The organism is Enterobacter sp. H2G27, assembly GCF_054403075.1.
The window spans coordinates 4215551-4230202 of the sequence record NZ_JBSVSI010000001.1; the positions used below are offsets into that span (position 1 = coordinate 4215551).

The following is a 14652-nucleotide window of genomic DNA, read 5'->3' on the forward strand; positions in this document are numbered from 1 at the left end:
AAGGCACCGTGCCTTGATGAGATAAATACTAGACCTCATCATGAACAACTAAAAGCGGAAGGATTTGCTATTATCATTCAAAATTACTGATCAACTATCAATCGTTGTGGATGGGTATAAATCGTCGCCCTTCCCGGCTTGCAGAAGCCCACCAGCGTCAGGTTGCAGCGCTCCGCTACCTCTACCGCCAGCGTGGTCGCCGCCGACACCGCAAACAAAATTTCCACACCGCACATGGCGGACTTTTGCACCATCTCGTAGCTGGCCCGGCTGGAAACGAGTGCTGCCCCCTGCTTCCAGACCTCACTTTCACGTGCCCGGCGACCGAGCAGCTTGTCCAACGCCACGTGGCGGCCAACGTCCTCATGTCCCCCGGCAATATCCCCCGACGGCAACACCCATGCCGCCGCGTGCGTGCAGCCGCTCAGCTGGCCGATGGGCTGTACATCATTCAGGTGCTCAAGCGCAGGGTCGAGGTGCGCCAGATTAAAGGTCTGAGTAAACGGCAGTGGTGAAACAGGTTTGCCAATATCGTTGAGCTGCTCAACGCCACACACGCCGCAGCCGGTACGCCCGGCCAGCGCGCGACGGCGCTCTTTCAGCCCCATAAAGCGGCGGCTGGAGAGTTCGATCTGCACTTCAAGACCGTTGCAGGCCTGCACCACGTCCATACCGTAGATCTCCTGCGGATGCTCGATGATGCCTTCCGAGAGGGAAAAACCGATGGCGAACAGCTCAAGATCTTTCGGAGACGCCATCATCACCACATGCGAGATGCCGTTGTAAACGAGCGCAACGGGTACTTCTTCCGCCAGAAAATCCGGCGTGGCATGGGTGATGTGGGGCGGTCGGTGTACCGACAGTTCCACAATACCTGCAGGTAGTGGTGACGAGTGGGGAGCACGGTTTTGTTTAGACACAGCGGTATTCCTGAACAACCACGGAGGTGAGCGTGCTATTGCAGCATAAACCACAGGCTGTACGCATAGTATGGATCAACTTTCCGACAACCATTCTCCTACTCATTTAGCAGGGGTGCAACCTGCCACCGGCTACACCGCTTTAACATGCAGAGCTGTTAACGTGATCAATGTCACACTTTATAATCAACATGGTGATAATACGTTCACTTTGTATTAACGCCATTAGAACAGCGGTACCGACAATGTGGTATTCTGATGATATCCCTCGTGGAATTGAGGGATTAACGCAAATTTTTCTCCTTTGCGGTCAATTCTCAACCGCGAAGTCAAAACTACATATGTAAGCAATGTCGAAACAAGGAGTGACCCATGCAGGTCAGCAGAAGGCAGTTCTTTAAGATCTGCGCTGGCGGTATGGCAGGCACCACGGCAGCGGCACTGGGCTTTGCGCCCGGCGTAGCGCTGGCGGAAACGCGGCAGTATAAACTGCTGCGCACCCGTGAAACCCGTAATACCTGTACGTACTGCTCTGTCGGTTGCGGGCTGTTAATGTATAGCCTCGGCGACGGTGCTAAAAACGCCAAAGCGTCTATTTTCCATATCGAAGGTGACCCGGATCATCCGGTTAACCGCGGCGCATTGTGCCCGAAAGGGGCCGGTCTGGTGGACTTTATCCACTCCGAAAGCCGTCTCAAATTCCCTGAATATCGTGCGCCTGGATCCGACAAATGGCAGCAAATCAGCTGGGAAGAGGCGTTTGACCGCATCGCAAAACACATTAAAGAAGACCGCGATGCCCACTTTGTTGAGAAGAATGCCGACGGCGTCACGGTCAACCGCTGGCTCTCCACCGGGATGCTGTGTGCCTCCGCTTCAAGCAACGAAACCGGTTATTTAACCCAGAAATTTACGCGCGCACTCGGTATGCTCGCGGTCGACAACCAGGCGCGTGTCTGACACGGACCAACGGTAGCAAGTCTTGCTCCAACATTTGGTCGCGGTGCGATGACCAACCACTGGGTCGACATCAAGAACGCCAACCTCATTGTGGTGATGGGCGGTAACGCCGCTGAAGCGCACCCTGTCGGGTTCCGCTGGGCGATGGAAGCCAAAATCCACAACGGTGCGAAACTGATTGTGATCGATCCCCGCTTTACGCGAACTGCGTCAGTGGCGGATTTCTACACCCCTATTCGTTCAGGTACTGACATCACTTTCCTGTCAGGCGTATTGCTGTACCTGATGACCAACGAAAAATATAACCGCGAATACACCGAAGCCTATACCAACGCCAGCCTGATCGTGCGTGAGGATTACCACTTCGAAGATGGCCTGTTCAGCGGTTACGACGCCGAAAAACGCAAATACGACAAAACCAGCTGGAACTACGAGCTGGATGAAAAAGGCTTTGCAAAGCGCGACACCACCCTGCAGCACCCGCGCTGCGTGTGGAACCTGCTGAAAGAGCACGTTTCCCGCTACACGCCTGAGGTTGTCGAAAACATCTGCGGTACGCCGAAGGCGGACTTCCTGAAGGTGTGCGAGCTTATCGCCGAAACCAGCGCGAAGGACAAAACCGCGTCGTTCCTGTACGCCCTCGGCTGGACGCAACACTCCATCGGTGCGCAGAACATCCGTACCATGGCGATGGTTCAGCTCCTGCTCGGCAACATGGGTATGGCTGGCGGCGGCGTGAACGCCCTGCGCGGTCACTCCAACATTCAGGGTCTGACTGACCTCGGCCTGCTGTCTCAAAGCCTGCCGGGTTACATGAACCTGCCAAGCGAGAAACAGACCGACCTGCAAACCTACCTGACGGCCAGCACGCCTAAACCGCTGCTTGAAGGCCAGGTGAACTACTGGGGCAACTATCCGAAGTTCTTCGTCTCGATGATGAAAGCGTTCTTCGGTGATAAAGCGACGGCTGAAAACAGCTGGGGCTTTGACTGGCTGCCGAAGTGGGACAAAGGTTATGACGTTCTGCAGTATTTCGAGATGATGCACCAGGGCAAAGTGAACGGCTATTTGTGCCAGGGCTTTAACCCGGTGGCCTCGTTCCCTAACAAGAACAAGGTTGTTGAGTCGCTGTCGAAACTGAAGTTCCTGGTGACGATTGACCCGCTCAATACCGAGACCTCGACCTTCTGGCAGAATCACGGCGAATCGAACGACGTCGATCCGTCGAAGATTCAGACCGAAGTGTTCCGTCTGCCGTCAACCTGCTTCGCGGAAGAGAACGGGTCGATCGTTAACTCCGGACGCTGGCTGCAGTGGCACTGGAAAGGTGCGGACGCCCCGGGCATCGCCATGAACGACGGCGAGATCCTGGCCGGCATCTTCTTACGCCTGCGTAAGATGTATGCGGAAGAAGGCGGCGCGAACCCGGAACCCGTGCTGAACATGACCTGGAACTACTCGACGCCGGAAAATCCTGCGCCAGAAGAAGTGGCGATGGAGAGCAACGGTAAGGCGCTGGCGGACGTTATTGACCCGGCCACCGGCACCGTACTGGCGAAGAAAGGCGATCAGCTCAGCACCTTCGCGCACCTGCGCGATGACGGTACCACCTCCAGCGGCTGCTGGATCTTTGCCGGTAGCTGGACGCCGAAAGGCAACCAGATGGCAAACCGCGATAACGCCGACCCGTCGGGCCTTGGCAATACGCTGGGCTGGGCATGGGCGTGGCCGCTCAACCGCCGTATCCTCTATAACCGCGCATCCGCTGACCCGCAGGGTAACCCGTGGGATCCGAAGCGTCAGCTTCTGAAGTGGGACGGCGCGAAATGGGGCGGCGTGGATATTCCGGACTACAGCACTGCCGCACCGGGCAGCGACGTTGGGCCGTTTATCATGCAGCCTGAAGGGATGGGGCGTCTGTTTGCTATCGATAAGATGGCGGAAGGTCCGTTCCCGGAACACTACGAGCCGTTTGAGACGCCGCTGGGCACCAACCCGCTGCACCCGAACGTGGTCTCAAACCCGGCAGCCCGTATCTTCAAAGGCGACTTTGAAGCGCTGGGTAAAAAGGACAAGTTCCCGTACGTGGGCACCACTTACCGTCTGACCGAGCACTTCCACTACTGGACCAAGCACGCGCTGCTTAACGCGATCGCACAGCCGGAACAGTTTGTGGAGATCGGCGAGAAGCTGGCGAACAAGCTCGGCATTGCCCATGGCGATACCGTGAAGGTCTCCTCTAACCGTGGCTACATTAAAGCCAAGGCGGTGGTGACTAAGCGTATTCGCACGCTGAACGTTCACGGTCAGCAGGTGGATACCATCGGTATTCCGATTCACTGGGGCTATGAGGGCGTGGCGAAGAAAGGGTTCATTGCGAACACCCTGACGCCGTTCGTCGGTGATGCGAACACGCAGACGCCGGAGTTTAAGGCCTTCCTCGTGAACGTGGAAAAGGTGTAACGGAGACGACTTATGGCTTATCAATCTCAAGACATTATCCGTCGTTCCGCGACTAATGGTTTCACGCCCGCGCCTCAGGCGCGGGACCACCAGCAGGAAGTGGCGAAGCTTATCGACGTGACCACCTGTATCGGCTGTAAAGCCTGTCAGGTGGCCTGCTCTGAGTGGAACGATCTGCGTGACGAAGTGGGTCACAACGTCGGGGTGTACGACAACCCGGCGGACCTGACCGCCAAGTCCTGGACGGTGATGCGTTTCTCGGAAGTTGAGCAGAACGACAAACTGGAATGGCTTATTCGCAAAGACGGCTGTATGCACTGTGCGGATCCGGGCTGCCTGAAGGCATGTCCGTCAGAAGGGGCTATCATTCAGTATGCCAACGGCATCGTCGACTTCCAGTCCGAACAGTGCATCGGCTGCGGCTACTGCATCGCGGGCTGTCCGTTCGACGTACCGCGCCTGAACCCGGAAGACAACCGCGTCTACAAATGCACCCTGTGCGTTGACCGCGTAACCGTCGGCCAGGAGCCTGCGTGCGTGAAGACCTGCCCAACCGGCGCTATCCACTTTGGCTCCAAAGAGGATATGAAAACGCTGGCGGCAGAGCGCGTGGGAGAGCTGAAAACCCGTGGTTACGACAACGCGGGCCTGTACGATCCGGCCGGGGTTGGCGGTACGCACGTGATGTACGTGCTGCACCACGCCGACAAGCCGAATCTGTATCACGGTCTGCCGGAGAACCCGGAAATCAGCGCCACCGTGAAGTTCTGGAAAGGCATCTGGAAACCGCTGGCAGCGGTCGGTTTTGCTGCCACCTTCGCAGCGAGCATCTTCCACTACGTCGGCGTCGGTCCGAACCGCGCGGAAGAGGAAGACGACAACCTGCATGAAGAGAAAGACGAGGTGCGCAAATGAGAAAACGTGACACCATCGTGCGCTACACCGCGCCGGAACGCATCAACCACTGGGTCACCGCCTTCTGCTTCATGCTGGCGGCGATAAGCGGGCTGGGGTTCTTCTTCCCGTCCTTCAACTGGCTGATGCAGATCATGGGGACACCACAGCTGGCGCGCATCCTGCACCCGTTTGTAGGCGTCATCATGTTCGCGTCGTTCATCATCATGTTTTTCCGCTACTGGCACCATAACCTAATCAATCGGGATGATATCTTTTGGGCGAAGAATATTCGTAAGATCGTCGTCAACGAGGAAGTGGGTGACACCGGGCGTTATAACTTCGGCCAGAAATGCGTATTCTGGGCGGCGATTATCTTCCTGGTCCTGTTGCTGGTGAGCGGCGTGATCATCTGGCGTCCGTACTTTGCGCCTGCTTTCTCAATCCCGGTGATCCGATTCGCGCTGATGCTGCATTCATTTGCCGCAGTGGCGTTAATTGTGGTTATCATGGTGCATATCTACGCCGCCCTTTGGGTGAAAGGCACCATTACCGCGATGGTGGAAGGCTGGGTAACCAGTACGTGGGCGAAGAAACATCACCCGCGCTGGTACCGTGAAGTCCGCCAGAAACAGGAAAAGTCATCTGAATGAGTATTCGCATAATCCCGCAAGATGAGCTGGGGTCGAGCGAGAAACGCACGGCGGATTATATTCCGCCGTTGTTATTCCCCAGACTCAAGAACCTCTACAACCGCCGCGCAGAGCGTCTGCGCGAGCTGGCAGAGAACAACCCGCTGGGCGATTTTCTGCGTTTTGCCGCGCTGGTCGCCCATGCGCAGGAAGTGGTGCTGTACGACCACCCGCTGCAAATGGATCTGACCGCGCGTATCAAAGAAGCCAACGCGCAGGGCAAGCCGCCGCTGGACATTCACGTCCTGCCGCGCGACAAGCACTGGCAAAAGCTGCTGCATTCGCTGATTGCCGAGCTGAAGCCGGAGATGAGCGGTACCGCGCTGGCGGTCATTGAGAATCTGGAAAAAGCCTCTGACCTGGAGCTGGAAGAGATGGCGAGCGCGCTGTTTGCCTCCGACTTCGCTCTGGTGAGCAGCGATAAAGCGCCGTTTATCTGGGCTGCGCTGTCGCTTTACTGGGCGCAAATGGCGAGCCTGATCCCCGGCAAAGCTCGCGCCGAATACGGCGAGGCGCGCCAGTTCTGCCCGGTCTGCGGCTCAATGCCGGTTTCCAGCATGGTGCAAATCGGCACCACTCAGGGGCTGCGCTACCTGCACTGTAACCTGTGTGAAACCGAGTGGCACGTGGTTCGCATCAAGTGCAGCAACTGCGAGCAGACCCGCGATCTGAATTACTGGTCGCTGGAAAATGAAGAAGCAGCAGTGAAAGCCGAAAGCTGCGGCGACTGTGGCACTTACCTGAAGATTCTGTATCAGGAAAAAGACCCGAAAGTCGAAGCGGTGGCCGACGATCTTGCCTCGCTGATTCTGGACGCGAAGATGGAGCAGGAGGGATTCGCCCGCAGCTCGATCAACCCGTTCCTGTTCCCGGGTGAAGGGGAATAACTCCCTGTTACAGTGCCGGGCGGCGCGTGCTTGCCCGGCCTGCAGTTCGACAGCATTACCCGCCGTCTTTCATGTCAGATGCTCTCCATTCTCGTTGAGAGACGCGTTATCGCCTTTGCGAGCCGCTTTCCAGGTTGTTGCCCTCAACACTATTCTTGTTTTCTTTTGAATCAAACCAGGCTATAAAACTGTTCATCCATACAGTAAAAGGGATTATTCATGGCGCTGGAAAAGGGTATTGCACAGCTGGTTCAGGGATTTATCGCTGCAGGGCGGCCCTCGTTACGTCGCCAGAGCATTGAGGTGCGACGAGCAGGCTATATTGCCAGCACAGGGCTTGCCGGGGAGACCGAAACGCGCGTTCAGGTAGAGACGTTTGTTCTTGAGGGTCTTACCATTCGGGTATTTTCACCTCTCAATGCGCCTGAAATATTGCCTGCTGCCATTTACTATCATGGTGGATGTTTCATCAGCGGCGGCTTTGATACCCATGACAACCAACTCCGCCAGTTAGCCTGCTACGGCAATTGCCGGGTGATCGCGATTCAGTACAGGCTGGCCCCGGAGCATATTTTCCCCGCAGCACATGACGATGCGGAAAAAGGTGCAGATCTGGTCTGGCAATATGCGGACAAACTGGGCGTGGATAAAAACCGGATCACACTTTGCGGAGACAGCGCAGGAGGCCATCTTGCGCTGGTAACGTCATTGCGGCTCAACGCGAAAGGACGATGGAAACCCGCACAGCTCATTCTTATCTATCCCATGCTCGACGCCACCGCCAGTTTTGAAAGCTATGCCCTCAATGGCACGGATTACATTATCACCCGCGATACCCTGCTCAGCGGGTATGAAATGTACCTCGCCGACATCGACCGCCAACATCCCGAAGCGAGCCCGCTGTGGCGCGATGATTTTTACGGACTTCCGCCAGTGCACATCATTACCGCAGAGTACGATCCGCTGTGCGATGAGGGAGAAATGTTATATCAGCATTTGACTGAGCAGGGTGTGAAGTGTACCGCTCAGCGCTGGCTGGGCGTCATCCATGGCTTCTTTCAGCTTGGCGGCGTTAGCCAGTCTGCGCGAGACGTTATGCGGGATATCGCCGGGCGGATTCAGCACGCCCGGATAACGTGAACAGAAGATTACTCCTCCTCGTTTCCGCCCTCTTCATACGCGCCAAAAGGCTTCGCCGGAAGAACAATGTAGGTGCCTTCAAATACCGCGCCCGGTGTTTTATCGCCAAATAGTTCAACCTGCATTTGTACGCGAGCCTTGCGGCCGCGTGCCAGGCGATCCAGATCGCCGCCCAGCGATCCCAGATCGGCCACCGCGCTCGGTTTACCGCTGATCGGTGCGCTATAGCGGATATGAGCATCAGCAAGAATGATGGTGCCACCCAGATGGCGCTCGCGCAGCATCAGCCAGATAAGTCCCCAGCCGGTAAGCGTGGCCAGTGAGAACAGACTTCCGGCAAAGAGGGTGTGGTGGGGGTTCTGATTGCCAGTTTCCGGCATGGTGGTAATAAATTTTTGTCCGGTGTACTGCTGAATGCGCACGCCCATTTTTTCGCTGAGCGGAATGTGCTGATACCAGGCCTGCTGCAGCTGTCCGCACCAGTCGGCGCGATGCAGAATATCGTCCAGCGTGGCGATGGGTTTGATCATCAAAAAATGACGAATCGGGGTGGTTTGCGGGGTCGTGATCTCCCCCTGATTCACAAAACCGAGTTTAGCGAAGAATTCCACGGCATCTTCGCGGGCGCTACAGGTAACGCGCTTAACGCCTTCCTGACGGGCGACGGATTCCAGGGTCATCGCCATTAGCGTCCCCAGACCTTTGTCCTGCACGGAGGGATGAACCGCCATAAAGCGAATAGACGCTTCGTTATCGGCGTTGATATACAAACGCCCGACGGCCACAAGGTTGCCCTCTTCGTCCATCACCATCTGATGGTGGGCCATCGCGTCCCAGGCGTCGCGCTCAGAGCCTTTTGGCTGATGTAATGGCTTGCGTAGCATTTCCCAGCGGAACTGGTAATAGGCTTCTAACTCTTCTTCCGTTTGCGGTACTCGAAGGTGATACATAGCTGTACTCTCTCTTGTTACCCGCGGCCATGCCGTAAGTATGCTCATACCTGGAGCCAGAATGTGACAGGGCCATCGTTCACCAGCGATACCTGCATATCTGCAGCGAATCGTCCGGTTTGCGTATTCATTTCCTGCTGGCGACAACGCTCAACAAAGTACTCGTAAAGTGCTTCTGCACGATCCGGCGCGGCACCTTTCGAGAAACTCGGGCGCATGCCGCGCTCGGTATCCGCTGCCAGCGTAAACTGGGAAACCACCAGCACGCTGCCGCCCGCCTGCTGGACGTTCAGGTTCATCTTGCCTTCGGCATCGCTGAAAATACGGTAGCCCAGTACGCGCTCACACAAGCGGTTGGCTTTTTGCTCGTCGTCATCCTTTTCGACACCTAACAACACCAAAAGTCCTGGGCCAATTTCACCCGTCACCTCTCCCTCCACGGTGACGCTGGCACGGGTTACGCGCTGTATCAATGCAATCATGGTTGGTCTGCTTCTTGTTGTTTTTCAGCTTCTGCTGCTTTTTTAAGTTCGCGGTATACACCGAGAGTGACAGTTATTTCAGCACCAAGCAAGACGATACACCAGGTCCAGTAGACCCAGACAAACAAAATGGGGATCACCGCCAGCACGCCGTAAATCAGCTGATAGGACGGAAACATGGTGATGTAGAGGGCAAACCCTTTCTTACCGAGCTCAAAAAGCAATGCCGCCACCAGCGCCCCCACGACCGCATCGCGGTTGGGCACGCGCGTGGTCGGCACCACGCTATAGAGCAGCCAGAACGAGAGCCACGACAGGATCAACGGAAAGATGCGAAGCACATTATCAATAGCGCCGTTTAAATCACTCGCCCAGCGCAGGGAGAGCAGATAAGAACTGATTGCCAGGCTCGCTCCGGCCAGCAGCGGCCCCAGCGTGAGGATCATCCAGTACACGGCAAAGGAATAGACCTTTGGCCGCGCTTTTTTACTCCGCCAGATCGTGTTTAGCGCGTTATCGATGGCGTACATCAACAGCAGCGCGGTGACGATAAGACCGCACGCCCCCACTGCCGTCATCTTGCTGGAATTGGCAACAAACTGCTCAATGTAGTTCTGGATAACATCCCCGGTTGCCGGAATGAAATTCGCGAAGACAAAATGACGAAGCTGCACGCTGACGTCCGCAAACATCGGAAAGGCGGAAAACAGGGCAAAGATAACCGCCACCAGCGGCACTAACGAGAGCAATGACACGTAGGCGAGGTTACCCGCCAGCGTGGTCATATTGTCCTCATCAATCCGGTGCCAGAGCAGTTTCAGCCAGGCCCGCAGCGGGCGAGTATGGTGCGTGGCTTTTTGATGAACGGTTTTTAGCATAGCTGCTTCGCAAAGTAGTCAGGTATCGTCTCTTTTCCGGTCACCAGAATTGACGTGATACCCAATTGGTTAGCTCCCTCTATATTATCGGCGTTGTCGTCGAAAAAGACCGCATCGGCCGCGGTGAATCCCTCTGACTGCAGAACAGCCTGATAAATTCGCGCTTCAGGCTTACGCATCCCCATCTCCTGCGAAAGGTAGATCTTATCGGCCGCCGCCTTAACTTCAGGATATTCCTCAGGCCAGAACGTGGTGTGCAGACGGTTGGTATTTGACAACACAACGACCCGATGCCCCTGCTCGCGCAGTTTGTGCATGATGTCGATAACCTCAGGGCGGATAGCGACAAATACAGCCTGCCAGCCGTGGGAGAACTGTTCGTAGCTTAACGGCAGATCCATTTCATGGCACAGACGTTCAGCAAACACTTCGTCGCTGATCTCACCCCGTTCATGCTGATGGAATGTCTCGCCCATGGCGAAACTCTGTTTTAACGTCGCCAGCGGGACACGGCTAAAATCGCTCCATGCGCCCAGCACCCGATTGAAATCGATATCGACGATTACATTTCCTAAGTCAAAGATATAAAGCATGTTTATCTCCTGCTCGCCGTGGAAAAGTAACTGTAGCGGGAAAGATAAGGTTTGGCTATGCGCCAGATTCAGCTTAAAGAAAGGAACGGCCCGAAGGGATTTTCGGGCCGTCAGAGAGGTTATCCAGCCTGCTGCTCGTCGCCTGTGCTAACTTCGACAACTTCTACCTTGCTGAATTTGAGATGATTATGTAGCGCAGAGCCGGGCAGTTCATCGGTAAAGAGCGCCGTTGCCTGCGCCACGTTGCCAATTTCCACGGCGGCAGAGGCGGTGTATTTCGTATGATCGGCCGCCAGTAAAATATGTCTGGCATGAGCCATCATCGTTTTCACCACGCTGGCTTCATTCACGTCAAACTCCATCATCGCGCCGTCGTGCTCAATCGCCCCGACGCTGGTCACGAGATAGTCCGCCCGAAAACCAGACACAAACGCCGTCGCCGCAGGCCCGATAATGCCGCCGTTGTGCGGGCGCAGCGTGCCGCCCGGCACCATCACTTCAAAGCGCGGGTTCTTATACAGAATATGCGCCACCCGCAGGCTGTTGGTGATAATGCGCAGATGATTATGGTTAAGCAGCGCCCGGGCAACGTGCTCTACGGTCGTGCCGATGGTGATGAAAATAGTTGAGCCGTCGGGAATATAGTCCGCAATCGCCTCCGCAATCGCCCGCTTCTCTTCGGTAAGCGACACTTCGCGCTGTTCGAACGCCGTGTTCACCACGCTGGATGCCCTGCCCGCGCCGCCGTGATGACGCGTGATCAGCCCCTGCTCGCTGAGCTTACGGATATCCCGGCGCACCGTTTGCGTCGACACGTCCAGCAGCTGCGCCAGTTCATCAATGTTCATATAGCCGCGATCGGCAATCAGTGTCAGCAGCTGATCGTGACGCGGGTTGCCGGTCAGTTCGGTAAGGCTCATGGGCTGTCCTCTGAAAACCATCACGCTCCGCATTTTATACAAAAAGTGACAAAAAAGAGCGGGTTTGATCACAGTCGGGTATACCCGCGCGCCCGCCGGGCTTTGTGCATTTCAGCGCTGCGACGGCGCTGGCAAAACGTACGGCGTCTGCGGCGGGCAATTGCTGCCCCAGGCTGACCGCCAGCGCACCGTGGAACACGTCGCCCGCTCCGGTGGTATCCACCACGTTAACCTCAAAGCCGGGCTGATGGCACAACGTGCCGTCTTCCAGCCAGAAACAGCCGTCTCGCCCCTGGGTGACGTAAACATGTCCATTTGTGAGCGTTTGTGCTTTTTTCAGCGCGTCTTCGGTTTCCTCCCGCTGCGTTAAGCGCCGGAGTCCCGGTGCGGAGAAGGCCGCGTGATCGCTTAAGGCAACCAGATCCGCGATGTCCTGCGGGGTGACATCCGCATCAAGAAGGGTCGGCACACCCTGCTGACGGGCAAGGGTAAACGCCTGCTTTGCGCCGTCATGCCAGCGCACGTCCGCTAACACGATATCCCATTGCGAGAAGTCGATTTCACGCAGCCAGTCTGCCGCGGCAGGGAGATCGGGGCTGGGATAGTTCGCAATCACGCGCTCCCCGCTGCCGTCAACCAGCACCGCAGACTGTGACGAACGCGCATCTTTAACCACGCGCGTGTAGCGGGTATTCACCCCCAGGGACTCCAGCTCCGCCAGCAGCCGTCTGCCGGTATCGTCGTCCCCCACCCGACCAATAAAATCCACTTCCGCGCCCAGCTTTGCCGCCGCCACGGCCGCCGTTGCCGCCGGGCCGCCGCCCACTTCCGTATAGTCTTTTGCGACATATTTCCCACCTTCTTTAGGTAAATCATCGAGATACCAGATGCGATCCAGCACGGTAATGCCGACACAAACGATGCGAGTCATGGTGATTCCTTCTGCGATTTCTGATGCCTTCATTTTAATTTCACCAAATGTTTAAAAAGTGACCCGTGTCAATTTTTTGACTATAAATTACAAATACGATCAAAAACAGACAACACAAACGCGCATAAATTGACACAATGTGACAGGAGAGAGGCATGTCAGCAATCGCATTTATCGGATTAGGACAGATGGGCGCGCCAATGGCGACGAATCTGTTGAAGCAAGGCCACCAGCTTAACGTTTTTGACGTGAACCCGCAGGCGGTTCAGGCGCTGGTGGAGAACGGCGCACGAGCGGCGGCAACACCCGCGCAGGCAGCAACGGACGCCGAATTCGTGATCACCATGCTGCCAAACGGCGACCTGGTACGCAGCGTCCTGTTCGGCGAGCACGGCGTGTGCGAAGGGTTATCACGCGACGCGCTGGTCATTGATATGTCCACCATTCACCCGCTGCAAACCGACGCGCTGATCCGCGACATGGCTCAGCGTGGCTTCAGCCTGATGGACGTGCCCGTCGGACGCACCTCTGACCATGCCATCGCCGGCACGCTGCTCCTGCTGGCAGGCGGCACGGCGCAGCAGGTTGAGCGCGCCACCCCGGTCTTAATGGCGATGGGCAATGAGCTGATTAACGCCGGCGGGCCGGGCATGGGCATCCGCGTGAAGCTTATCAATAACTACATGAGCATCGCACTGAACGCCCTTTCCGCCGAGGCCGCCGTGCTGTGCGAAGCGCTTGGCCTCTCCTTTGACGTGGCGCTCAAGGTCATGAGCGGTACGCCTGCGGGTAAAGGCCACTTCACGACATCCTGGCCGAACAAGGTGCTGAAAGGGGATCTTTCTCCTGCCTTCATGATCGACCTTGCGCATAAAGATCTGGGGATCGCCCTCGACGTGGCCAACCAGCTCCACGTTCCGATGCCGCTGGGCGCGGCTTCCCGCGAAGTTTACAACCAGGCACGCGCCGCCGGGCGCGGGCGCGAGGACTGGACGGCCATTCTTGAACAGGTTCGCGCATCTGCCGGGCTGAAAAAATCACACTGATACGAAAGGACTGAGGAATGACGATGTACACCCTGAAAGATATCACCCGACCTTCCGGCGGTTTTGCGATGCTGGCCGTGGATCAGCGCGAAGCGATGCGCCTGATGTTTGCGGCGGCAGGCGCGCCGGTACCGGTAACCGACCAGCACCTGACGGATTTTAAGGTCAACGCGGCAAAAATTCTGTCGCCGTACGCCTCTGCCATTCTCGTCGACCAGCAGTTCTGCTATCGCCAGATTGTCGAGCAGCAGGCCGTGGCCAAAAGCTGCGCGATGATTGTGGCCGCCGACGAGTTTATTCCTGGGAACGGTATTCCGGTCGACAGCGTGGCGATCGACAAGAACGTCGACGCGCAGGCGGTCAAACGCGATGGCGGCAAAGCGCTGAAGCTGCTGGTGCTGTGGCGCAGCGATGAAGATCCGCAGCAGCGCCTGGAGATGGTGAAAGCGTTCAATACGCTGTGCCACGATAACGGCCTGCTGAGCATTATCGAGCCGGTGGTGCGTCCGCCGCGTCGCGGTGCCGCGTTTAACCGCGAACAGGCGATTATCGACGCGGCCAAAGAGCTGGGCGACAGCGGCGCCGACCTCTACAAGGTGGAGATGCCGCTGTTTGGCAAGGGCACGCAGCAGGAGCTGCTGGCGGCCTCGCAAAAGCTGAATGAGAACATCGCCATGCCGTGGGTGATCCTCTCGTCCGGCGTGGACGATAAGTTATTCCCGCGCGCCGTGAGCGTCGCCATGCAGGCAGGTGCATCGGGCTTTTTAGCCGGCCGCGCCGTCTGGTCCTCTGTGATTGGCCTGCCGGACACCGAGCTGATGCTGCGTGATATCTCCGTCCCCAAACTTCAGCGTCTTGGTGAGATCGTCGACGAAATGATGGCTCGCCGTTAAGAA

The 14652-nt window shown here is 56.8% G+C and carries 14 protein-coding genes; 7 read left to right on the plus strand and 7 right to left on the minus strand.

What is annotated here, in order from left to right; all coding sequences use genetic code 11:
* Window positions 1-83: 83 nt before the first annotated feature.
* Window positions 84-920 (minus strand): formate dehydrogenase accessory sulfurtransferase FdhD, encoded by an 837-nt coding sequence (fdhD, locus tag ACW9E7_RS20090; protein WP_458728257.1) that lies wholly within the window; start codon window positions 918-920, stop codon window positions 84-86.
* Between the two features lie 372 nt (window positions 921-1292).
* On the opposite strand from fdhD, the gene fdnG reads away from it, so the two are divergent.
* The 5 genes from fdnG to ACW9E7_RS20115 all read left to right on the plus strand — a co-directional run bounded on the left by fdnG (window position 1293) and on the right by ACW9E7_RS20115 (window position 7956).
* Complete coding sequence (gene fdnG, locus ACW9E7_RS20095) at window positions 1293-4343, plus strand: formate dehydrogenase-N subunit alpha (RefSeq protein WP_458728258.1); 3051 nt, start codon at window positions 1293-1295, stop codon at window positions 4341-4343.
* 12 nt (window positions 4344-4355) lie between these two features.
* Window positions 4356-5258 carry a formate dehydrogenase subunit beta gene (fdxH, locus tag ACW9E7_RS20100; RefSeq protein WP_008501831.1) on the plus strand — a complete coding sequence of 301 codons (903 nt, stop codon included), beginning with the start codon at window positions 4356-4358 and terminating at the stop codon, window positions 5256-5258.
* Entirely contained in the window at window positions 5255-5890 is a 636-nt protein-coding gene (fdoI, locus tag ACW9E7_RS20105; RefSeq protein ID WP_008501832.1) for a formate dehydrogenase cytochrome b556 subunit, read from the plus strand. The genes fdxH and fdoI overlap by 4 nt, the downstream gene beginning before the upstream one ends.
* The gene (gene fdhE / locus ACW9E7_RS20110) at window positions 5887-6816 is read left to right on the plus strand and encodes a formate dehydrogenase accessory protein FdhE (protein ID WP_023309751.1); all 930 of its coding nucleotides are present in this window, start codon (window positions 5887-5889) and stop codon (window positions 6814-6816) included. The genes fdoI and fdhE overlap by 4 nt, the downstream gene beginning before the upstream one ends.
* 219 nt (window positions 6817-7035) lie before the next feature.
* The gene (locus ACW9E7_RS20115; RefSeq protein WP_133295364.1) at window positions 7036-7956 is read left to right on the plus strand and encodes an alpha/beta hydrolase; all 921 of its coding nucleotides are present in this window, start codon (window positions 7036-7038) and stop codon (window positions 7954-7956) included.
* A gap of 8 nt (window positions 7957-7964) precedes the next feature.
* Here the strand turns inward: ACW9E7_RS20115 and fabY are convergent, their stop codons facing one another.
* From fabY to ACW9E7_RS20145, 6 genes are all read right to left on the minus strand, one after another.
* Window positions 7965-8906, minus strand: coding sequence for a fatty acid biosynthesis protein FabY (gene fabY, locus ACW9E7_RS20120; protein WP_025759561.1), 942 nt, complete (start codon window positions 8904-8906; stop codon window positions 7965-7967).
* A 44-nt stretch (window positions 8907-8950) separates the two neighbouring features.
* Window positions 8951-9388, minus strand: coding sequence for a D-aminoacyl-tRNA deacylase (gene dtd, locus ACW9E7_RS20125; protein WP_008501836.1), 438 nt, complete (start codon window positions 9386-9388; stop codon window positions 8951-8953).
* Window positions 9385-10266: a virulence factor BrkB family protein gene (locus ACW9E7_RS20130; RefSeq protein WP_115876970.1), complete on the minus strand. Its 882-nt coding sequence runs from the start codon at window positions 10264-10266 to the stop codon at window positions 9385-9387. Before ACW9E7_RS20130 ends, dtd begins: the two co-directional genes overlap by 4 nt.
* On the minus strand, window positions 10260-10859 hold the full coding sequence (gene yihX / locus ACW9E7_RS20135) for a glucose-1-phosphatase (protein WP_458728259.1): 600 nt from the start codon (window positions 10857-10859) through the stop codon (window positions 10260-10262). The genes ACW9E7_RS20130 and yihX overlap by 7 nt, the downstream gene beginning before the upstream one ends.
* A 119-nt stretch (window positions 10860-10978) precedes the next feature.
* A complete protein-coding gene (locus tag ACW9E7_RS20140) occupies window positions 10979-11779 on the minus strand; it encodes a DeoR/GlpR family DNA-binding transcription regulator (protein ID WP_020686879.1) in 801 nt (266 codons plus the stop codon).
* Window positions 11780-11813: 34 nt separating this feature from the next.
* Window positions 11814-12710, minus strand: coding sequence for a sugar kinase (locus ACW9E7_RS20145; protein ID WP_458728260.1), 897 nt, complete (start codon window positions 12708-12710; stop codon window positions 11814-11816).
* A gap of 155 nt (window positions 12711-12865) precedes the next feature.
* Here ACW9E7_RS20145 and yihU point away from each other — a divergent pair, with 155 nt between their 5' ends.
* The gene (gene yihU, locus ACW9E7_RS20150) at window positions 12866-13756 is read left to right on the plus strand and encodes a sulfolactaldehyde 3-reductase (protein WP_458728261.1); all 891 of its coding nucleotides are present in this window, start codon (window positions 12866-12868) and stop codon (window positions 13754-13756) included.
* A gap of 17 nt (window positions 13757-13773) precedes the next feature.
* Complete coding sequence (gene yihT, locus ACW9E7_RS20155; protein ID WP_003861939.1) at window positions 13774-14649, plus strand: sulfofructosephosphate aldolase; 876 nt, start codon at window positions 13774-13776, stop codon at window positions 14647-14649.
* Window positions 14650-14652 lie beyond the last annotated feature (3 nt).